General features: G+C 57.2%; 17 protein-coding genes. 9 read left to right on the top strand and 8 right to left on the bottom strand.

Translation table 11 applies throughout. The features are described 5' to 3' along the window. Positions 1 to 98: 98 nt before the first annotated feature. The 3 genes from tal (at position 99) to ampH (ending at position 4,527) form a co-directional block, all read left to right on the top strand. Complete coding sequence (tal, locus tag ACX8ZY_RS05945; RefSeq protein ID WP_010259954.1) at positions 99 to 1,049, top strand: transaldolase; 951 nt, start codon at positions 99 to 101, stop codon at positions 1,047 to 1,049. A 57-nt stretch (positions 1,050 to 1,106) separates the two neighbouring features. Next, positions 1,107 to 3,107, top strand: coding sequence for a transketolase (tkt, locus tag ACX8ZY_RS05940; RefSeq protein WP_010259958.1), 2,001 nt, complete (start codon positions 1,107 to 1,109; stop codon positions 3,105 to 3,107). A 256-nt stretch (positions 3,108 to 3,363) separates the two neighbouring features. Beyond that, complete coding sequence (ampH, locus tag ACX8ZY_RS05935; protein WP_033772869.1) at positions 3,364 to 4,527, top strand: D-alanyl-D-alanine-carboxypeptidase/endopeptidase AmpH; 1,164 nt, start codon at positions 3,364 to 3,366, stop codon at positions 4,525 to 4,527. On the opposite strand, the gene ACX8ZY_RS05930 is transcribed toward ampH, so the two are convergent. The 4 genes from ACX8ZY_RS05930 to ACX8ZY_RS05915 all read right to left on the bottom strand — a co-directional run bounded on the left by ACX8ZY_RS05930 (position 4,524) and on the right by ACX8ZY_RS05915 (position 8,555). Further along, positions 4,524 to 5,597: a DUF1176 domain-containing protein gene (locus ACX8ZY_RS05930; RefSeq protein ID WP_033772384.1), complete on the bottom strand. Its 1,074-nt coding sequence runs from the start codon at positions 5,595 to 5,597 to the stop codon at positions 4,524 to 4,526. The two genes, ampH and ACX8ZY_RS05930, sit on opposite strands and share 4 nt — an antisense overlap. 189 nt (positions 5,598 to 5,786) lie before the next feature. Further along, positions 5,787 to 6,365, bottom strand: a complete 579-nt coding sequence (gene nudK / locus ACX8ZY_RS05925; protein ID WP_031592577.1) for a GDP-mannose pyrophosphatase NudK — start codon at positions 6,363 to 6,365, stop codon at positions 5,787 to 5,789. Between the two features lie 142 nt (positions 6,366 to 6,507). After that, on the bottom strand, positions 6,508 to 8,004 hold the full coding sequence (gene ansP / locus ACX8ZY_RS05920) for an L-asparagine permease (RefSeq protein ID WP_010259970.1): 1,497 nt from the start codon (positions 8,002 to 8,004) through the stop codon (positions 6,508 to 6,510). Between the two features lie 278 nt (positions 8,005 to 8,282). Beyond that, on the bottom strand, positions 8,283 to 8,555 hold the full coding sequence (locus tag ACX8ZY_RS05915) for a YdgH/BhsA/McbA family protein (protein ID WP_010671356.1): 273 nt from the start codon (positions 8,553 to 8,555) through the stop codon (positions 8,283 to 8,285). Between the two features lie 254 nt (positions 8,556 to 8,809). Here ACX8ZY_RS05915 and narQ point away from each other — a divergent pair, with 254 nt between their 5' ends. The 3 genes from narQ to acrD all read left to right on the top strand — a co-directional run bounded on the left by narQ (position 8,810) and on the right by acrD (position 14,549). Next, entirely contained in the window at positions 8,810 to 10,498 is a 1,689-nt protein-coding gene (gene narQ, locus ACX8ZY_RS05910; RefSeq protein ID WP_459260739.1) for a nitrate/nitrite two-component system sensor histidine kinase NarQ, read from the top strand. 137 nt (positions 10,499 to 10,635) lie between these two features. Then, positions 10,636 to 11,265, top strand: a complete 630-nt coding sequence (gene narL / locus ACX8ZY_RS05905; RefSeq protein WP_010259976.1) for a two-component system response regulator NarL — start codon at positions 10,636 to 10,638, stop codon at positions 11,263 to 11,265. 167 nt (positions 11,266 to 11,432) lie between these two features. Further along, a complete protein-coding gene (gene acrD, locus ACX8ZY_RS05900; RefSeq protein ID WP_033758593.1) occupies positions 11,433 to 14,549 on the top strand; it encodes a multidrug efflux RND transporter permease AcrD in 3,117 nt (1,038 codons plus the stop codon). A 105-nt stretch (positions 14,550 to 14,654) separates the two neighbouring features. Here the strand turns inward: acrD and ACX8ZY_RS05895 are convergent, their stop codons facing one another. Beyond that, positions 14,655 to 14,846 carry a hypothetical protein gene (locus ACX8ZY_RS05895; protein ID WP_010259981.1) on the bottom strand — a complete coding sequence of 64 codons (192 nt, stop codon included), beginning with the start codon at positions 14,844 to 14,846 and terminating at the stop codon, positions 14,655 to 14,657. A 284-nt stretch (positions 14,847 to 15,130) separates the two neighbouring features. On the opposite strand from ACX8ZY_RS05895, the gene ACX8ZY_RS05890 reads away from it, so the two are divergent. The 3 genes from ACX8ZY_RS05890 to ACX8ZY_RS05880 are packed head-to-tail and all read left to right on the top strand — an operon-like array spanning position 15,131 to position 16,839. Next, the gene (locus ACX8ZY_RS05890; protein WP_052271800.1) at positions 15,131 to 15,499 is read left to right on the top strand and encodes an ArsC family reductase; all 369 of its coding nucleotides are present in this window, start codon (positions 15,131 to 15,133) and stop codon (positions 15,497 to 15,499) included. A 1-nt stretch (position 15,500) separates the two neighbouring features. Continuing rightward, positions 15,501 to 16,628: a succinyl-diaminopimelate desuccinylase gene (gene dapE / locus ACX8ZY_RS05885; RefSeq protein ID WP_010671351.1), complete on the top strand. Its 1,128-nt coding sequence runs from the start codon at positions 15,501 to 15,503 to the stop codon at positions 16,626 to 16,628. 22 nt (positions 16,629 to 16,650) lie between these two features. Further along, positions 16,651 to 16,839: a YpfN family protein gene (locus tag ACX8ZY_RS05880; protein WP_003848800.1), complete on the top strand. Its 189-nt coding sequence runs from the start codon at positions 16,651 to 16,653 to the stop codon at positions 16,837 to 16,839. A gap of 92 nt (positions 16,840 to 16,931) precedes the next feature. Here ACX8ZY_RS05880 and ypfH read toward each other — a convergent pair whose 3' ends face one another. From ypfH to ypfJ, 3 genes are all read right to left on the bottom strand, one after another. Then, positions 16,932 to 17,612 (bottom strand): esterase, encoded by a 681-nt coding sequence (ypfH, locus tag ACX8ZY_RS05875; protein ID WP_010259992.1) that lies wholly within the window; start codon positions 17,610 to 17,612, stop codon positions 16,932 to 16,934. Positions 17,613 to 17,685: 73 nt separating this feature from the next. Continuing rightward, positions 17,686 to 19,686: a tRNA(Met) cytidine acetyltransferase TmcA gene (locus ACX8ZY_RS05870; protein WP_421665271.1), complete on the bottom strand. Its 2,001-nt coding sequence runs from the start codon at positions 19,684 to 19,686 to the stop codon at positions 17,686 to 17,688. Then, complete coding sequence (gene ypfJ, locus ACX8ZY_RS05865; protein ID WP_010259999.1) at positions 19,686 to 20,552, bottom strand: KPN_02809 family neutral zinc metallopeptidase; 867 nt, start codon at positions 20,550 to 20,552, stop codon at positions 19,686 to 19,688. Before ypfJ ends, ACX8ZY_RS05870 begins: the two co-directional genes overlap by 1 nt. Between the last annotated feature and the right edge of the window lie 88 nt (positions 20,553 to 20,640).

Here is a 20,640-nt window from a genome sequence, read left to right as displayed (position 1 = left end):
TGGGTTCGCGTTCCCGGTAGCAGAACATGCCACAGACCGGCTGCGAGGCCTGAGGTGCCCCCTGTTCGCTTTCATTTTTCTTTTCAAGGAGTTTAGAGATGAACCAGCTAGAAGCCCTAAAACAGTTCACCACCGTGGTGGCGGACAGTGGTGATATCGAATCGATTCGTAATTACCATCCGGAAGACGCCACCACCAACCCCTCACTCATTCTGAAAGCGTCCGGTCTCGAAGGGTATAAGCACCTGATGGATGACGCGATTGAGTACGCCAAAAAACAGGGCGGCAGCAAAGAGACGCAGATTATCAACGCCAGCGACAAAGTGGCGATCAACCTTGGTATGGAAATCCTGAAAAGCATACCGGGCCGTGTTTCGACCGAAGTGGATGCGCGCCTCTCCTTCGATCGTGGCATGTGTGTGACCAAAGCAGAAAAACTGATTCGGATGTATGAAGAGCACGGTATCGATCGCTCACGCGTACTGATTAAGCTGGCCTCAACCTGGGAAGGCATCCGCGCAGCGGAAGAGCTGGAGAAAAACGGCATCCAGTGCAACCTGACACTGCTCTTCTCCTTTGCTCAGGCGCGTGCCTGTGCCGAAGCGGGCGTGTTCCTGATCTCCCCGTTCGTTGGCCGCATCTACGACTGGTATAACTCGCGCAAACCCATGGACCCCTACGTGGCAGATGAAGATCCGGGCGTGAAATCCGTGCGTCGCATCTACGATTACTACAAAAAGCACCGTTACAGCACCATCATCATGGGCGCCAGCTTCCGTAAAGTGGAGCAGATTATCGCGCTGGCAGGCTGCGACCGCCTGACCCTGTCACCTAACCTGCTGGAAGAGTTGCAGAACAGTGATGCGCCGCTTGAGCGCAAACTGGAGCCTTCAACTGAAGGTTTCCACCAGCCGTCGCCGCTCTCCGAGGCGGAGTTCCGTTGGGAACATAATCAGGATCCGATGGCAGTTGAAAAACTCTCTGACGGCATCCGCCAGTTCGCGGTTGACCAGCAGAAGCTGGAAGATGTGCTCGCCGCACGCCTGTAGTCTTTATTTTAGTCGGGCGGGACTTTCCCGCCCTGATGCATAACAAGGGAGAACTTTATGTCCTCACGCAGAGAGTTGGCAAACGCGATTCGTGCACTGAGCATGGATGCGGTACAGAAGGCAAATTCAGGCCACCCTGGTGCGCCAATGGGAATGGCCGATATCGCCGAAGTGTTGTGGCGCGACTTCCTCCAGCATAATCCGACCAATCCCGCCTGGCTTGATCGCGACCGCTTTATCCTCTCCAACGGCCACGGCTCGATGCTGCTCTATAGCCTGCTGCACCTGAGCGGTTATGACCTGCCGATTGAAGAATTGAAAAATTTCCGTCAGCTGCACTCTAAAACGCCAGGTCACCCGGAAATCGGCTACACCCCAGGCGTTGAAACTACCACCGGCCCGCTGGGTCAGGGACTGGCTAACGCCGTGGGCTTAGCCATTGCAGAACGCACGCTGGCCGCGCAGTTTAACCGTCCGGATCATGAGATTGTCGATCACCACACCTATGTGTTTATGGGCGATGGCTGTCTGATGGAAGGCATCTCGCACGAAGTCTGTTCACTGGCGGGGACCCTGGGTCTCGGCAAACTGATCGGCTTCTATGACCATAACGGTATCTCGATCGATGGCGAGACCGAAGGCTGGTTTACTGACGACACCCATAAACGCTTTGAGTCCTACAACTGGCATGTGATTGGCGACATCGACGGCCATGACGCTGATGCCATTCGTGAGGCGATCAAAGAGGCGCAGAGCGTCACCGATAAACCTTCACTGATTATCTGCCGCACCATTATCGGTTTCGGTTCGCCGAACAAAGCCGGTAAAGAGGAGTCGCACGGCGCGGCGCTGGGTGAGGCAGAAGTTGCCCTGACCCGCAAACAGCTCGGCTGGAACTATCCGGCGTTTGAGATCCCGGCTGAAATCTACCAGCAGTGGGATGCCAAAGCGGCGGGTGCTGAACGTGAAAAAGCCTGGGATGCAAAATTTGCGGCTTACAAAGAAGCCCATCCAGAGCTGGCGAAAGAGTATGAGCGCCGGATGAATGGCGAAATGCCCGCCAACTGGGAAACCGAAGCGACCCGTTTCATTCAGGAGTTGCAGGCTAACCCGCAGAAAATCGCCAGCCGTAAAGCGTCACAAAACTCGCTGGAAGCCTATGGCAAAATGCTGCCGGAGTTCCTCGGCGGTTCTGCTGACTTGGCACCGAGTAACCTCACCATCTGGTCTGGTTCTAAATCGATCAAAGAGGATCCGGCCGGTAACTATATTCACTACGGCGTGCGTGAATTTGGTATGACGGCGATTGGTAACGGTATCGCGCACCATGGCGGTTTCGTTCCCTACACCGCAACCTTCCTGATGTTTGTCGAATATGCGCGAAACGCCGCGCGTATGGCTGCGCTGATGAAGGCACGACAGATTCTGGTCTACACCCATGACTCCATCGGTCTGGGCGAAGATGGCCCGACGCACCAGCCGGTAGAGCAGATCGCCAGCCTGCGTCTGACACCAAACATGAGCGTATGGCGTCCTTGCGATCAGGTCGAAACCGCTGTAGCGTGGAAAGCCGCCGTCGAACGTCATCACGGCCCGACAGCGCTGATCCTCTCGCGTCAGAATCTGCTGCAGCCGGAACGTACCCCGGAGCAGATCGAAAACATCAAACGCGGCGGCTACGTGCTGAAGGATTGCGACGGCACACCAGAAGTGATTCTGATCGCAACCGGTTCAGAGATTGAGATCACCCTGGGTGCAGCGGATAAGCTCACTTCAGGCGGTCACAAGGTTCGGGTGGTTTCACTACCTTCTACTGACCTGTTTGATGCGCAGGATGCCGCTTACCGCGAATCCGTACTGCCGAGCGGCGTGAAAGCGCGTGTGGCGGTAGAAGCGGGTATTGCTGACTACTGGTTCAAGTATGTCGGTCTTGACGGTGCGATTGTCGGTATGACCACCTTTGGTGAATCGGCCCCGGCCAGTCAGCTGTTCCCGGAGTTTGGCTTCACGGTTGAGAATATCGTCAGCCACGCTGAAGCATTACTCAAGCCAGTTTAATGCTTATGCCCTTCCCGGCTCACCGGGAAGGGCCATTTCCACTTATAGCCTGATACATAAAAAAAACTCCATTCCCCTCTTCCCGCCCTGCGCAAACTCATTACTATAGAGCCGTCATACTTAATGCTGCCTGTGCGCTGGCTGTCCGTCTGTTCCTGCTGTTGTTCTGCCGGGATAACGCGGTTCTGTCCTGATGCATCCCGATGAGTGAAGGCAGATTTCCTCCGATTTTATAGCGAAGCCACTTCCGTTGAACATGCGCACACCCTATTTACTGGCCCTGATGGTTTCACTGCTTCCATTAAAAAGCATGGCGCAGGTCGCGCCCGATCCACTGCTGGCCTCTCAGATTGTTGATCGCTACGCGGAACATATCTTTTACGGCAGCGGTGCAACCGGCATGGCACTGGTGGCGATTGATGGCAATCAGCGGGTGTTCGCCAGCTTTGGTGAAACCCGTCCCGGCAACAATATCCGTCCGCAAAAAGATTCGCTGATTCGCATCGCCTCGCTGAGTAAGCTGATGACCAGTGAAGTGATGGTGAAGCTGGCTGAGCGCGGACAGATTCGCCTCGACGATCCCCTGAGTAAATATGCGCCGCCGGGTTCACGCGTGCCCACCTACAATGGTCAGCCCATTCGCCTGATCAATCTCTCGACCCACACCAGCGGACTGCCTCGCGAACAGCCAGGCGGCAAAGCGCAGCGTCCGGTATTTGTCTGGCCGACCCGTGGTGAACGCTGGGCGTGGCTGTCGCGCGCTAACCTCAAAGCGGCGCCAGGCAGCAGTGCCGCCTACTCTAACCTGGGCTACGATCTGCTGGGTGATGCACTGTCGCGCGCCACCGGCAAACCCTATCCGGCGCTGTTTCAGCAGCTGATTACCCGCCCGCTCGGCATGAAGGACACGACGTTTACGCCGTCGCCTGAGCAGTGCGGACGCCTGATGGTGGCGGAAAAAGGGGCCAGTCCGTGCAATAACACCCTGGCGGCGATTGGCAGCGGCGGCGTTTACTCCACGCCGGATGATATGGGCCGCTGGATGCAGCAGTTCCTTAACTCTTCGGTTAACCACCGCACGCCGCAGATCGATCGACTGCAGACGCTGATCTATCGTCGCGATCAGCTGAGCAAGGTAGAAGGCATGGATGTGCCGGGCAAAGCGGATGCGCTGGGGATGGGCTGGGTCTTTATGGGGCCGAAAAATGGTCGCCCTGGCATTATTCAGAAAACCGGCGGCGGCGGCGGTTTCATCACCTATATGGCGATGGTGCCGCAGCATAACGTAGGGGTATTTGTGGTGGTGACACGCTCGCCGCTGACCCGCTTTACGCCAATGAGCGACGGCGTGAATAATATGCTGGCCGAACTGGTCGGTAATCAGCTTGGCTCACCGATGATGGTGCAGGCGATTCGTTAACGCTGCTGTACGCCACCGTCAGACTGGCTGACCCACAGGGTTGGCCAGTCATCACTGCTGTGCCAGGCGTCACAGGTCGACTCCTCCGCATACTCCGCTAACACAAAACGCGCGCCATCAAACTGCCAGCGTGTGGCACTGCCACAGTCACCCAATCCACGTCCTTTACCAAAAGTGTAGAGCTGGCCGCTGGCCGCATCATATTCGGCGTTAATCAGCTCAAGCTGTCGATCACTGGCACCTGGTGGGGTAAACGGCAGAGTTAAGGTGATGCCGCGCGCGACATACGGCTGGCTGCGCGTCACTTCAAATGCCAGATCGATCACGTTATAAGCCCCCATTTCACAACTCACCAGCAGCAGCGCGCGCTGATCGGTGAGTGGCGCCACGCTGACTTCACGGCGCAGTGGATCGAGTGAGCAGGAGTCGGTATTGACCCGCCAGGTGCCGTAATCAATTAATCCGCTGGTCTCGTCGCGCGTCAATGCCGCGGGTGGCTCGACAGCAGGCGGCAATGGCGGCAGCGCAGGCGGCGGCGGAACATCCCAGCTGGCGCGATCGCCACGCTTAACCCATGCGCTCATGCTGTTGACCCGCCCCTGGGTGTCATCCATCAGCAACAGCGCGGCCTTCATACCGCGCAGGGAGATCAGCGCATTGGGATCGAAAGTGAGCTGAAGGGTTTTCGCCTCCATCACCAGATCAAGAAACTCATCAATTGCGATGGCATTGCTGGTGGCGAGATGGTGCGGTTCAACCGTCCAGTGTTTGAGGTCGGGTTTCAGACGGCGCTGATCCAGTAGCAGGTTATCCTGAAGCGAACCGCCAGGCAGCGCGCCACTGTAGGCACTGCCGTAGTCGATTCGCAGCAAGGGGCGATCGTTGACGCCCGCATGCCGCGAAATCGTCATCACTAACCCTTTGTCGCCCGGAATATTGCGCGCCACACAAAAGGCTTCATTGTTGCAGGTGATTTGCCAGTCGTTGAATGACTTTTGCAACGGTTCCGCCTGAACACAGGCAACCCACAGAGACGGCAACAGCCACAGCGATTTCATCCAATACGACATTAAGAAAATCGATCCCCGAATACCCAGAGTGGAGAGGATAGCGCATCAACGGGCCTGCCAGGGTTCCCATTCTGTGAACCTGTGCAAAAAGCGCAGTTAACTGCTTAAAAAGCGTGCATGAAAAGTGGATTATGCTTCACTTTCCACGCTCAACGCTGTCACGCTGCAACAGGCTAACTGCATGATTTTTTATGGTATCAGCCAGCCAGCAATCTGCGCATGCTGCAACAGCATGACGGTTTTGCCGTCGCGAATGCGGCCATCAGCGACCATTGCCAGTGCATCAGGGAAAGGCAGTTCCAGCACGTCGATCGACTCATCTTCAACACCGCCGCCCGCATTGTCGCGCAGCGATTCATTATATTCCGCTGCGAAAAAGTGGATCAATTCAGTGACGCCGCCCGGCGACATATAGCAGGCATAAAGTTTCTCCACCTCGCCCACCGCATAACCGGTCTCTTCAATCGCCTCTTTGCGAATGCAATCTTCCGGAGAGTCGTCGTCCAGCAAGCCGGCACAGGCTTCAATTAACATGCCGCCCTCGTTACCGTTGACGTAAGTGGCGATACGGAACTGGCGCGTCAGGACCACGCTGTTCTTTTCGCGGTTATAGAGCAGGATGGTCGCCCCGTTTCCACGATCGTAGACTTCGCGTTTATGGCGGATAACCTCGCCACGACCATCGGTGATCTCATAGGTGTAGTTACGCAGCACAAACCAGTTTTCGGACAGGAGCTTATCTTTGATGATGTTGATCTTAAACGACATGAGGACTCCGCTACCGCATAAAGGGAGCCTTTCATCATAGGGGCAAGCTTGCGGGAAAACTATCTTAATTCTCGCGGTGAATGAGGCAGTTTACGCCAAAAAAAAGCCAGCCCGAAGGCTGGCCTGATTGCTGCAGCGCTTATCAGCGTGAGGTGTCGTCAGCCAGTCGGGTCGGCTGAGGCTCCTCTTCGTGATGATCCTGTTCGGTCTCAGCTATGGCGTGAACACGCTTACGCACGCCAAACCATCCCAGCACCAGCAATACCGCGATCAGCGGAATGGAGGCGATGGTGTAAGTCCCGTTCGGGTAGTCAAACGCCATCAGCACCAGCACGCTGAACAGGAACAGCAGCGTCAGCCATGAGGTAAACGGCGCGCCTGGCAGCTTGAAGCTGACATCATCCGCCTTGCCCTCTTTAATCGCTTTGCGCAGACGCAGCTGACAAACCACGATAAAGGCCCAGGAGGAGATAATCCCCAGCGAGGCGACGTTCAGGACGATCTCAAACACCTGAGAAGGCACATAGTAGTTAAGCACCACACCAATCACATAGACGGCGATGGTCACCAGAATACCGGCATAAGGCACCTGCTGACCGTTCATCTTAGACATGAATTTCGGTGCAGAGCCACCCATCGACATGGAGCGCAGAATACGCCCGGTTGAGTAGAGGCCCGAGTTCAGGCTGGAGAGCGCCGCACTCAGCACCACGATATTCATGATGCTGCCAACGTAAGGCACGCCCAGCTTCGAGAAGAAGGTAACAAACGGACTCTGACCCGCCTGATAGGCGTTCCACGGCAGCAGCAGCACCAGCAGGACCACGGAGCCAACGTAGAACAGGCCGATACGCCAGATCACGCTGTTGATCGCTTTCGGCAGCATGGTTTTCGGGTCTTTACATTCGCCGGCCGCCGTACCTACCAGTTCGATAGAGGCAAAGGCGAACACCACACCCTGAATCAGCACCAGCGCAGGCAGTAAGCCGTGCGGGAACATGCCACCGTTATCGGTGATCAGATGGAAGCCGGTGCTGTTGCCATCCAGCGGTTTGCCGGTGCCAAGGAACACCACGCCCACCACCAGGAAGATCACAATTGCCAGCACTTTCACCAGCGCGAACCAGAACTCCATCTCGGCAAACCACTTTACGCCGATCATGTTCATGGTGCCGACAATCGCCAGCGCGCCCAGGGCGAACACCCACTGTGGCACATCACCAAATGCGCCCCAGTAGTGCATGTAGAGCGCGACGGCGGTGATATCGACGATGCCGGTCATTGCCCAGTTGACGAAGTACATCCAGCCCGCCACGTAGGAGGCTTTCTCACCCAGGAATTCACGGGCGTAGGAGACGAAGCTGCCGCTGCTGGGACGGTGTAACACCAGTTCGCCCAGCGCACGCAGAATAAAGAAGGAGAAGATGCCACACACCAGATAGATGATGGCTAAGGCGGGGCCAGCAGCCTGCAAACGGCCACCTGCGCCCAGGAACAAACCGGTACCGATGGCACCGCCGATCGCAATCATCTGTACGTGACGGTTACCCATCGCCTTCTGGTAGCCGGCGTCATGAGAGTTGAGCCAGCGTCGTTTCGCAGCGCGCATCTCGCCTGGGGTTTTGTTTTTAGATTTCATAGCATTCCTGTTTGTCCTGACTATCAGTCGTCGCCCCCATTTCAGGCGTAATGCCCTGTGAAATGGGGTATTTTCCTCTGTGCGTTTGCCTGTGAGTGAGTGCCAGGCAGCGCGGGAATTTACGGCGATGAATCCTACCCGTTCTGCAAGAACGAAGCAAAATATACCGGGCAGATGCACAGGCTGATTTGTAAGAATCCATCCTGATGCACAAAAACAAAAAAACCGGCCATTTTCAGGCCGGTAAAAGCTACAGGGATGGAAACAGGAGGGTTGGGTTAGCGATAAATCTCTGCGGTGCCGCTCCACAGGCTGGAGTCGCCTGGGTTATCGACACCGATAACGCGGTAATGGCTGGCGCCCATCTCTTCCGCTTTTTGCGACAGCTGGCGATTCGCATCGTCCAGCGAGCCGCGAACACCGGAAACCGAAACGCTACCGATGCTCTGCATACTCTGCGCCTGCGACTGATCGACCGGCGCGGCGGCGAAAGTGGCAAATGAGGCGGTAGCCAGTAATGCGCCCGCCAGGACAGCATTCAGCTTTTTCATTGGATGCTCCTTAATCTGTGATCGGGGTTGAGTTGATGACTGGATGAATTATTAGCGCTGCAATGAAAAGCAACATCGGGACGATGTAAACCTGTTCCTTTTTTAAGCGTTGAACAGCAGCACGTCCTGGGAACTGTCAGTTGCGGTCATTTTATGTGCGATGTGTAACGTCCTGTGCGATAAACAGGGAATGGATCATTTGCGTTACGTTAATGCGCTCTTATAATTCCCGCACTCTCAACAGGGCCATTCATGTGATTGTTAAACGTTCCGTAACTCAAAGCATCGCTCAGGCGCTCAGCGCCATTGTCCTGCTGTCGCTGCTCACCACCGGTCTGGCATTAGTCACGCTCCTGAGCAGCCAGCGCGACGCGGAGGCGATCAATCTGGCGGGTTCACTGCGCATGCAGAGCTATCGCATGGCCTGGGATGCCAGCCGTCAGCCGCAAAATCTGGCTCATCATCTGGCGCGCTATCAGCAAACGCTGGATGCCCCGGTGCTGCAGAAACTTGATCGGCCCTGGGTACCCCGTGAAGTAAGTGTTCGCTATCAACGGCTGCGTGCCGCCTGGCCCTCGCTGCAGCAGCAGTTGCAACAGGGCGATACCGTGGCTTATCAGCAGCAGGTGCCGATCTACGTCGGTGAAATCGATCGCTTTGTGCTGGGTCTGCAACGCTATACCGAGTTGAAAATGCATCTGGTGGCCGCCAGCAGCCTTGTGGGGGTCATTGCGATTGTGGCGCTGGCACTGATGACGATTCGCTTTACCCGACTGCAGGTGGTGCGCCCGCTTAATGCGCTGGTCACCGCCAGTCGCTACGTAGAGAGCGGCAACTTTGCTTTTCCGCCGCTGCACGTTGAGCAGCAGAATGAACTGCGGGTGCTGTCGCATGCCTTCAGCGGCATGGCGGCACGGCTGCATTCGCACTACCAGCTGCTGGAAAGCACGGTGCGCGCCAAAACAGAAGATTTAACCCAGGCGAATCGCACGCTGTCGCTACTCTATGACAGCTCACAAATGCTGACCGCCAGCCCGCTGCATCCGGCACTGTTTGAAGCCGTGTTAACCAATGTACTGACGCGCGAGAAACTGACGGCGATCCGGCTCGACAGCGACCAGTTTCAGTTTCGCGCCGGTGATGATCAGGCAGCCGGTCAGTGGCAACGTCTGCCGTTACAGCAGGACGAGCAGCAGATTGGCGAGCTGCGCTGGCAGACAGCTGGTGCCTCGCCTCCGGATGAACTGATGCGCAGCCTGGCGGCGATGCTGAGACGGGCTATCTGGATCTGGCAGGCACAGCAGCAGTATCAGCAGATGCTGCTGATTGAAGAGCGCACGACCATTGCCCGGGAATTACATGACTCGCTGGCGCAGTCGCTCTCGTTTTTACGCATTCAGCTGACCCTGCTGCGCCGCGCCGTTGATAAAGACGATAGCGCCGCCCATACCATTATCGCGGACTTCGATCAGGCGCTGGCCGAGGCCTATCGTCAGCTGCGTGAGCTGCTGACCACCTTCCGTCTGACCATTGAGCAGGCGGATCTGGTGGCGGCCATGCAGGCGATGATCGCCTCGCTGCAGGAGAAGAGCAGCGCAGAGATACACTTTAACTATCAGACCGGCCTGCAGAGTCTGGAAGCACAACAGCAGGTGCACGTGTTGCAGATCGTCCGTGAGGCGCTGCTGAATGCGATTCGTCACGCCAGTGCGCAGGTTATCCGGGTGGATTATCAGCACAGTGAAAAAGGTGAGCACTTACTGACGATTACGGATGATGGCGTGGGGATGAACAGCACTGAGGAACCGCCGGGCCATTACGGCCTGACTATTATGGCGGAGCGCGCTCAGCGCCTGAGCGGCCATCTGACCCTCCACGCACAGCCACGGGGTACCAGGGTGGAGTTGCGCTTTCCACCGCAACCGGCGCGCCCGCTGGAATAGCAGGCCAGACCTAATCTTAATTCATTAAAATAATCTATCGGTTTGCGACCGCGGGCTATTCGATACAGAACAGGGTGTTGTCCCTGAACAATACCGTCTGATCTGCCGCAGTCTGAAACCTATGAAACGGAGAAAATATGCAACAGCCCGCATTAACATTGATGATTGTGGATGACCACCCGCTGATGCGCCGCGGTGTCCGTCAGCTGCTGGCGCTGGATCCCCGGCTGGAGGTGATCGCCGAAGCCAGCAACGGCACTGAAGCGCTGGCGGAGGCCCGCCATCAGGAACCGGACATCATTCTGCTCGACCTGAATATGAAAGGCATGTCCGGACTGGATACGCTGAAGGCGCTGCGCCATGAAGGGATCAGTTCGCGCATTCTGGTGCTGACCGTTTCTGACGCCCGCAGCGATATTTTTGCCATGGTGGATGCCGGTGCTGACGGCTATCTGCTCAAGGACAGCGAGCCGGAGGTCCTGCTGGCGCATATCCTGCAGGCATCGCGGGGCGAAAAGGTCTTCAGCGAGGGCGTCACCCGCTATCTGGCTAATCGCCAGCACAGTGCCGATCCTCTGCGTCAGCTCACAGAGCGCGAACGGGATGTGCTGCAGGAAGTGGCGCGTGGCCTGTCGAATAAAGAGGTTGCCGCTATTCTGCATATCTCTGAAGAGACGGTAAAAGTGCACATTCGTAACCTGCTGCGGAAACTGGATGTCCGCTCACGCGTCGCCGCCACGGTGATGTGGCTTGAAAGCCGCAAATAGCCAACGAATTTACATTTTCTCCTCAATTTCTCCACGATTTCCCCCGCTGCCGCACGTAGAGTAAACGGCGGCGGAGAATCATGGCAAAGACCCGCCGAGTTTCCTGCCAGAGCGCCCGTTGCTGGTGGGCCTGACCAACGATAAAAGTAGTGAGGAGTGTCGATTTAATGTCGAATTTCTTTATCGACCGCCCTATCTTTGCCTGGGTTCTGGCGATTCTGCTGTGCCTGTGTGGCACGCTTTCGATTATTTCGCTGCCTATTGAACAGTACCCCGATCTGGCACCGCCCAACGTGCGCATCACCGCTAACTATCCGGGCGCATCCGCCCAGACGCTGGAAAACACCGTTACCCAGGTGATCGAGCAGAACATGACCGGCATCGATAATCTGATGTACATGTCCTCTAACAGCAGCAACACCGGCCAGGCACAGATCACCCTCACCTTTACCGCCGGGACCAATCCCGATGAAGCCCGTCAGCAGGTACAGAACCAGCTGCAATCCGCACTGCGCAAATTGCCACAGGCGGTGCAGTCGCAGGGTGTGACCGTCAATAAAACCGGTGACAGTAATATTCTGATGGTGGCATTCGTTTCAACCGACGGCAGCATGGATAAGCAGGATATTTCAGACTATGTCGCCAGTAATATTCAGGATCCGCTAAGCCGTATTGATGGCGTCGGCCAGGTTGACGCTTACGGCTCGCAATATGCGATGCGTATCTGGCTCGATCCCAATAAACTGATCGCCTATTCGCTGACCACGGAAGATGTGGTCAGTGCGATCCAGTCGCAGAACACCCAGGTTGCCGTGGGTCAGGTGGGTGGCCTGCCGTCGGTAGAGAAACAGGCGCTTAACGCCACGGTCAACGCCCAGTCGATGCTGCAGACCCCTGAGCAGTTCCGGGCGATTACCCTGAAGAACAATCCCGATGGTTCGGTGGTGACGCTGGGCGATGTCGCCAGCGTGGCGCTGGGCGCTGAGAAGTATGATTATCTGAGTCGTTACAATGGCCAGCCCGCGTCAGGCCTGGGGGTGAAGCTGGCATCCGGTGCCAACGAGATGAACACCGATAAGCTGGTGCGGGCGCGCATTGAGGAGCTGTCCCACTACTTTCCGCACGGTCTGGAAGCAAAAATTGCCTATGAAACCTCCCCTTTCGTTAAAGCGTCAATCACCGATGTGGTGAAGACGCTGCTGGAGGCGATTGTGCTGGTATTTGGCGTGATGTACCTGTTTATGCAGAACTTCCGCGCCACCTTAATTCCTACTATTGCAGTGCCGGTGGTACTGTTCGGCACCTTCAGCGTGCTCTATGCCTGCGGGTTCAGCATCAATACCCTGACCATGTTTGCCATGGTACTGGCGATCGGGCTGCTGGTGGATGATGCCATCGTGGTGGTGGAAAACGTTGAACGTATCATGCATGAAGAGGGACTCTCGCCGCGTGCCGCCACCCGAAAATCGATGGGCCAGATTCAGGGCGCGCTGGTGGGTATCGCGCTGGTGCTCTCTGCGGTGTTTGTGCCGATGGCGTTTTTCGGCGGCACCGTCGGCGCCATCTACCGTCAGTTCTCAATTACCATTGTGTCGGCGATGGTGCTGTCGGTGCTGGTGGCGATGATCCTGACACCGGCGCTCTGTGCCACGCTGCTCAAACCCGTTTCGCAGGGCGAGCAGCCTGAGCGTCGCGGCTTCTTCGGCTGGTTCAATCGTCACTTTAATCGCAATGCTGACCGCTACGAGCGCGGGGTCGCGGGTATCCTGCGCAAGGGCGGTCGCTGGCTGCTGCTCTATCTCGGCATCATCGGCCTGATGGCCTTTCTGTTTCTGCGTCTGCCGACGTCGTTTCTGCCGCTGGAAGATCGCGGCGTATTCCTGACGCAGGTTCAGCTTCCGGCAGGCGCGACGCTTGAGCAAACTGCCAGCGTCGTCGCCAAAGTTGAAAACTATTATCTCACCGAGGAGAAGGCCAATGTGCTGTCGGTCTTCTCCACCATCGGCGCAGGTCCGGGCGGCAATGGACAAAACGTGGCGCGTCTGTTTGTGCGGCTGAAAGACTGGGAAGCGCGGCCCGGTGCCGATCGCACCTCGTTCGCGATTATCGAGCGCGCGACGAAGGCATTCCAGAAGATCAAAGAGGGTCGGGTGATTGCCAGCAGCCCGCCAGCCATCACCGGCATGGGCAGCAGCTCCGGCTTTGACCTGCAACTGCAGGATCACGCGGGCGTCGGTCATACCCAACTGATGGCGATGCGTGACAAACTGCTGGAGATGGCGGGCAATGACAACGCGCTGTCGCGGGTACGGCACAATGGACTGGATGACAGCCCGCAGCTGCAGATCGATGTTGATGCACGTAAAGCGCAGGCGCTGGGCGTGTCGCTGGATACCATCAACGACACCCTGACCACCGCGTGGGGTTCCAGCTACGTGAATGACTTCCTGGATCGTGGCCGGGTGAAGAAGGTCTATGTGCAGGCTGCCGCTGAATTCCGCATGCTGCCAGACGACATCAACAAATGGTACGTGCGAAATAGCAGCGGCAAAATGGTGCCCTTCTCCGCGTTTGCCACCAGCCGCTGGGAGACCGGTTCCCCGCGTCTTGAACGCTACAACGGCTATTCATCGCTGGAGATTGTCGGCGAAGCGGCCAGTGGCGTCAGCAGCGGCACGGCGATGGATGAGATGGAAAAACTGGTTAATGCCCTGCCCCTGGGCGTCGGGTTCCAGTGGACCGGTGCCTCTTATCAGGAGCGGCTCTCCGGTTCGCAGGCGCCGGCACTTTATGCGATTTCGCTGCTGGTGGTCTTTCTCTGCCTGGCCGCGCTGTATGAAAGCTGGTCGATCCCGTTCTCGGTGATGCTGGTGGTGCCGCTGGGCGTGGTCGGCGCGCTAATCGCCACCTGGATGCGTGGGCTGGAAAATGACGTCTATTTCCAGGTTGGCCTGCTGACGGTAGTGGGGTTATCCGCCAAAAACGCCATCCTGATTGTAGAATTTGCTAATGAGATCAACAGCCGGGGACGCGAGCTGGTGGAATCTACGCTGGAGGCATCGCGTCAGCGCCTGCGGCCGATTCTGATGACCTCGCTGGCCTTTATCTTTGGTGTACTGCCCATGGCGATCAGCAGCGGAGCGGGCTCCGGCAGCCAGCATGCCGTGGGAACCGGTGTGATGGGCGGAATGATCTCTGCCACACTGCTGGCGATCTTTTTTGTGCCACTGTTCTTTGTACTGGTACGCCGCCGCTTCCCGCTCAAAGAGAAGCCGCTCGACTAAGTAGAGGCGCAAATAAAAAGCGGTCACTGATATCAGTGGCCGCCTTATTTCTGTGTGTGGTAAGAATTCCAGCAAGCGGGATTAACCTGCTTTTTTCTTCGCGCGTTACTTGTTGCGTAACATCGCTTCGATAAATTCTTTCCAGGTTCCCATTTCGGTGTCAATCATAATGCCCTCTCTTATTGTGCTGGCAATGTTACGCTCTTTTTTTATACAGGTGAATACGTTTACACCTGTTATATCTATCGGCATACGCCATAAAAACATGAATGTTGCTGGTTTTGCAAGCTGACGCACACTTCAGCAACTCCTTAACCCCGTTGAAAATAATTTATTTTAAACCCAGCGGTAGACTATTTTATCAACATGGCGAAATTCCTAAGCTCTTATTGATAAGCAGAGTAATGGTTAGCTGCGAAATTGATAGCGTTTACCCGATGCCAGACGATGACCTTGCTGCCGTAGTCTGTGGCCCGATTCCCGCGCCTGTGCAGATGCCGCAACGGATCACACTATGGTAAACTCGCACTTTGGCTGCTTTTTTCAGCTTTCACTTCTCACAGGACAATAAGGATCGGGCAATGAGCACGCAGTGGGTGATGTTCGGGATTAAAAATTGCGACACCATAAAAAAAGCCCGGCGCTTTTTAACAGACGCAGGCGTTGACTATCACTTCCACGACTACCGTGCGGATGGCCTGAACGATGTCCTGCTGCAGGAGTTTATCGATGCACTGGGTTATCAGGCTCTGCTTAACACCCGGGGCACCACCTGGCGTAAATTGCCTGAGAGTGATCGCGACGCGGTTACCGATGCCAGCAGCGCCAAAGCGCTGATGCTGGCGCATCCCGCCATGATTAAGCGTCCGCTGTTGCGCGCCCCGGATGGCTCCCTGCTCGCCGGTTTCAGCGAAGCCACCTATCAGAATGCTATCCAGGAGAAGTCATAATATGTTTTGCCCGGTCATTGAGCTGACGCAGCAGCTTATTCGTCGCCCCTCTCTCAGCCCCGATGATGCCGGATGTCAGGCTCTGCTGATCGCCCGTCTTGAAGCCATTGGCTTTAAGATTGAAACGATGAACATCGACGACACCCTGAATTTCTGGGCCACCCGTGGCGAAGGTGAAACGCTGGCGTTTGCCGGTCACACCGATGTGGTGCCGCCTGGCGATGCCAGCCGCTGGATTAATCCGCCATTTGAACCCACCATCCGCGACGGCATGCTGTTTGGCCGCGGCGCGGCCGACATGAAAGGATCGCTGGCGGCAATGGTGGTGGCTGCCGAACGTTTTGTTGCGGTGCGTCCCAATCACCGAGGGCGACTCGCCTTTATGATTACCTCTGATGAAGAGGCCAGCGGGGCCAACGGCACGGTTAAAGTGGTTGAGCGGCTGATGGCGCGCCGCGAACGGCTCGACTATTGCCTGGTCGGCGAGCCCTCCAGCACAGAAGTGGTGGGTGATGTGGTGAAAAATGGCCGTCGCGGCTCAATCACCGCTAACCTGATGGTGCATGGCGTTCAGGGCCACGTCGCCTATCCGCATCTGGCGGATAACCCGGTTCACCGGGCGATGCCCGCGCTGAACGAGCTGGTCGCGACCGAGTGGGATCAGGGGAATGAGTTCTTTCCGGCGACCAGCATGCAGATTGCCAACGTCCAGGCGGGCACCGGCAGTAACAATGTGATCCCCGGCGAGCTGTTTGTGCAGTTTAACTTCCGCTTCAGCACCGAACTCACCGATGAGATGATTCGTCAGCGGGTCGCAGAGCTGCTGGATCGTCACCAGTTGCGTTACACCATTGAGTGGAAACTCTCTGGCCAGCCCTTCCTGACCACGCGCGGTAAGCTGGTTGATGCCGTCGTGAAAGCTGTAGCGCACTATAATGAAATTAAGCCGCAGCTGCTGACCACGGGCGGAACCTCCGATGGCCGCTTTATTGCCCGGATGGGTGCACAGGTGGTGGAACTGGGGCCAGTGAATGCCACCATTCATAAAATCAATGAGTGTGTGAAAGCCTCCGACCTGCAGATGCTGAGCCGGATGTACCAACGCATCATGGAACAACTGATCGCCTGACGGCGGTTTTAAGGAGCAGCAAATGGAATTTATTAAAGATTACTGGTGGATCCTGGTGATCCTGCTGATGGTTGGCGTGCTGATGAACGTTTATAAAGATCTGAAACGCATCGATCATAAAAAATTTATGGATAACAAACCTGACCTGCCGCCGCATCGTGATTTCAACGATAAATGGGATGACGACGACAACTGGCCGAAGAAGAAGTAAACGAAAAAGCCCCTGCTATGCAGGGGCTTTTTTATGGTTCTTCACAAAGTCAGCTCTCATCAGCGTTAAGATCGAGCTTGCGCAGGGGCTTTTTACATCATCACGATAACATCATCGTCACCCGGTTTTGCGCCGCTTAACGCCTCATCAAAGTAGCGTTTTGGCACCGTATAACGCAGATGATTCAGCGCCAGCTCCATGCTGCGGTGATCGATGGCGTGCTCCAGATCGTCAACGATATCCAGGGTAACGTCGCCACCGCAGGCGGTCAGCCGATGCTCCGCCTGCTGCGCATGGTGCAGCGGGACCTGCTCATCATAATCACCGTGGATCAGGTGGATGGTGGTGCGGGTACTGGCCTTCTCCGGCAGGGTAATAAACCGGCCATTAAATACCACCGCGCGGCCCGCCAGATCCGGATGCGCCTTAACCCCTTCCAGCACCATACTGCCGCCCTGCGAAAAGCCAATTAAGGCTGTCGCTTCCGGCCGCACGCTGCTCTTTTTTTGCCAGTGACGCACAGACCCAACAAACTGCGGCATGGCCGCATCAACCCGCTGCTGGACGGTCTGATCGTGCAGGTCGGTTTCGCCGAACCACTGACGACTCGCACCAGGCGAGCCGACGGACACCACCAGCGCGTCGGGAAACGTTCGGGCAAACCAGTTGCCAATCTCGCCCATTGAATCCGGGTTATCGCCAACGCCATGGTAGAGCAGAAACAGCTGTGCTGTGGTGGCAGGCTGTTGAACGATTACATATTTCAGTGTCATGTTGACCTCCTGTGTTCACTCTACTCCGCCTGGCATAAAATCATATGAGGATAATTTGAACCAGCTGGTCGAATTATTTCAACGGCAGGTGCAGCAAGGCTGCATCAACGCCCAGTGTCTGGAGGGCCGCTGCCGCCTGCTGACGCAGCGCTGCGACTAGCGCTTTGCGCCCACTTACTCCCGCCTGCTGGGCCAGTTCGCCCAGGGCTGTGGGTGTGGCCACCGCCGCGGCCAGCAGCGGTACAGAGGCTGAACTGGCCTGCACCAGACGCTGCAACACCGGCAGGCTCGCTTCCAGTGGCCGCTGCGCCCAGGCAAAACCCGCCGCCAGACGAATATCCTGCGCGGTCAATCCGTCGTCAGTAACCTGATCAAACTGCAGTTCTAGTGCGATATGCTGGCGCAACAGCGGCCAGTCTCGCGCCAGCTGTTCTGCCGCGCGGTGCTGCAATGCCTCACCCGCAGCAGAACAGGGCAACATGGCCATCGCCGCGTAGCAGCCGCTGCTGGCTTCGCGTTGACTGCCAATCCGCACCAGGCTAAAGCCACAGGCGCGCCAGAACGCCCAGAGAGATTCAGTGTAGCCGAAGCTGACGGAGAGGTAGTCATATCCGACGGCCGCACTGGCCGCTGCCGCAACCAGCTGCTGTCCGGTTCCCAGACGACGCAGCTCCGCCGCCACGGCAATACGGCTGATGCGCAGCGAGCGCAATGTCGCCGCCTCTGCCAGACCAGCGTGGGCTGCCAGCGACTGTGCCACCAGATTCCCGCGAGGTCGCCGGGTGCCCGCCCAGACCGCCTGTGCCAGTGCAGGTTCAAGACCGCCCTCTTCCACCAGCCAGAGCGCGCCCTGTAACGCCGACGCGTCGCCTGCCCGCCACAGCTGCATGCCCGGAGCATCCAGCAGGCGGCGCAGATCAAGCGGTGAGGTACGATAATGCGCACTGGTCAGCAGACGATACGCGGCCTCCAGCGCGCTGAAATCGTGGCGCTCAACACGATGAGGCGTTACAGGAGAATCGGGTGCGGTCGCGTCGGCATCGTCAAACAGCAGCGCCTGGTTCAGCCACTGCTCCAGCGGATCGAAACGCGACCAGCGCAGCGGCTCATCGAGCGTAAAATAGTGTGCATCAGGAAGCCCGGCGCAGAACTTAAGGATAAACCCGCGCCCGCTTCCTTCGTAGCCCTGTACGGTGGTGGTGAGCAATACGCGAGGATATCGACTGACCAGCGCCTGAAGCAGCGGTGCCGGGATCGCCGCCGCTTCATCCACAATCAGCCATTCCGCCTGCGGTGGCGTCTCCAGCGCCAGCAGCGCATCGGGTGCCATAAAGTGAAAAGCATCAGCGGCGAAGGTGCTCAGCACCTCCGTTGAGGCTTTGGCCGGAGCCGTCACCAGACAATGCCCGTTCAATCGCGCCAGCATACCCGCCAGCGCCGATTTACCGCGTCCGCGGGGCGCGGTCAGCACGGCAACCCCCGATGGCAGCCTCATCAGCTGATCGAGTATCGCCTGCTGCTGCTGCGGTGCCTGACAGTGCCACTGCGGCCAGTCCGGCTGCGCCGGAAACCGGCATGGCTGATGCTGCCGCTCCAGCAGCACCTGGTCATCCGCTAATATCAGCTGTTGCAGGTGGTGAACAAAATAAGGGGTGGCGATGGGTTCAGCGACATCGGCCCAGCGCAGGCTGTCGCTGTCAGGCTGCTGCGCCCACTGTTCCCAGGGCGGCACCAGCAGTAACAGCCAGCTACCGGCGGTGAGCGTGCCAGCCAGCGCAGCGAAAGCGTCGGCATGAAAGCCCTGACGGGCGTCAAACAGAGCATGACGAAATTCACGGCCAAGCAGCGTGCGCACCGCAGCAGGCTGTTTGTGCAGGACCGGCGTTTTATACTGACCCGGCCCTTTATCCGAAGCAGAGAACAGCGGTTCCGGGCTCAACGCCAGCCAGTCGCCGGTCAGCGTTTCACGCCACGCCGCAGCCCGTAGTAAACACCAGGCCGGGTCGCCGCTGATCACCGCCAGACGACGCACACCGGCCTGCTGCATAAGCTGCGTAAGAGGCTGCAGACTCATTAGTTGCTGGCGAAGGTGTTGCACTGTCCTGGATTGCCACCATCAAACCCGCGCTTGAACCAGGTATAGCGCTGCTCAGACGTGCCGTGGGTGAAGCTGTCCGGCACTACGCGGCCCTGACCTTTCTGCTGCAGGCGGTCATCGCCAATTGCCTCGGCGGCATTCAGCGCTTCCTGCAGATCGCCCGCTTCCAGGATGTTTTCCTGCTGCATATAGTGTCCCCAGACACCGGCAAAACAGTCCGCCTGCAGTTCCATTTTGACGGAGAGCTGATTGACCTGCGTCTGGCTGGCACCCTGCTGCATCTCACGCACTTTCGGTTCAATACCCAGTAGTTTCTGGACATGGTGGCCAACTTCATGCGCGACGACGTAGCCCTGGGCGAAGTCACCGTCCGCGCCAAGTTTGGTTTTCATCTCGTCATAAAAAGAGAGGTCGATGTAGACGGTCTGATCGGCAGGACAGTAGAACGGCCCCATGACTGACTGTCCGGTACCACAGCCGGTGCGGGTTGCGCCGCGATACATCACCAGCTTCGGTGCCACATACTGTTTGTTCATCTGCTGGAACAGTTTGCCCCAGGTGTCTTCCGTGGTGGCCAGGATCACCTTCGTAAATTTCGCAGCCTCATCATCATTGGCGCTGACGCTGCGCTGTTGCTGCTGGCTGGTCGGTGCAACTTCGCCGCCTGTCAGCAGTGCGGTCAGGTCGTAACCGTAATAACCCGCGATGGCCACGACAATCAGCAGCACAATACCGCCTTTACCGCGCGGCAGACGAATCTGGCGGCCTCCGCCGCCTAAACCGGACGATTGATCGCGACGGTCTTCTACATTGTCGCTTTCGCGACGCCCTTGCCAGCGCATGCTGTATTCCCTCAGTCATTTTTTCAGATGGCATGATTTTAGTTGTGTGAGGCAGCAATCACCAGCTTTACCCTGAAATGAAAAAAGG

The sequence above is a fragment of the Pantoea sp. XAF26B01_ASV70 genome (assembly GCF_054512635.1).
Note: the sequence above shows the minus strand (reverse complement) of the source record. Positions and strands in the feature narration are given on the sequence as shown.

Coding starts and splice junctions, on each gene's coding strand:
- acrD (WP_033758593.1), top strand. CDS start 11,433: ATGTCGAATTTCTTTATCGACCGCCCTATCTTTGCCTGGGTTCTGGCG.
- tal (WP_010259954.1), top strand. CDS start 99: ATGAACCAGCTAGAAGCCCTAAAACAGTTCACCACCGTGGTGGCGGAC.
- ypfH (WP_010259992.1), bottom strand. CDS start 17,612: ATGACACTGAAATATGTAATCGTTCAACAGCCTGCCACCACAGCACAG.
- ampH (WP_033772869.1), top strand. CDS start 3,364: ATGCGCACACCCTATTTACTGGCCCTGATGGTTTCACTGCTTCCATTA.
- ACX8ZY_RS05930 (WP_033772384.1), bottom strand. CDS start 5,597: ATGTCGTATTGGATGAAATCGCTGTGGCTGTTGCCGTCTCTGTGGGTT.
- dapE (WP_010671351.1), top strand. CDS start 15,501: ATGTTTTGCCCGGTCATTGAGCTGACGCAGCAGCTTATTCGTCGCCCC.
- ACX8ZY_RS05915 (WP_010671356.1), bottom strand. CDS start 8,555: ATGAAAAAGCTGAATGCTGTCCTGGCGGGCGCATTACTGGCTACCGCC.
- ACX8ZY_RS05890 (WP_052271800.1), top strand. CDS start 15,131: ATGAGCACGCAGTGGGTGATGTTCGGGATTAAAAATTGCGACACCATA.
- narL (WP_010259976.1), top strand. CDS start 10,636: ATGCAACAGCCCGCATTAACATTGATGATTGTGGATGACCACCCGCTG.
- ansP (WP_010259970.1), bottom strand. CDS start 8,004: ATGAAATCTAAAAACAAAACCCCAGGCGAGATGCGCGCTGCGAAACGA.
- nudK (WP_031592577.1), bottom strand. CDS start 6,365: ATGTCGTTTAAGATCAACATCATCAAAGATAAGCTCCTGTCCGAAAAC.
- ACX8ZY_RS05870 (WP_421665271.1), bottom strand. CDS start 19,686: ATGAGTCTGCAGCCTCTTACGCAGCTTATGCAGCAGGCCGGTGTGCGT.
- ypfJ (WP_010259999.1), bottom strand. CDS start 20,552: ATGCGCTGGCAAGGGCGTCGCGAAAGCGACAATGTAGAAGACCGTCGC.
- ACX8ZY_RS05880 (WP_003848800.1), top strand. CDS start 16,651: ATGGAATTTATTAAAGATTACTGGTGGATCCTGGTGATCCTGCTGATG.
- tkt (WP_010259958.1), top strand. CDS start 1,107: ATGTCCTCACGCAGAGAGTTGGCAAACGCGATTCGTGCACTGAGCATG.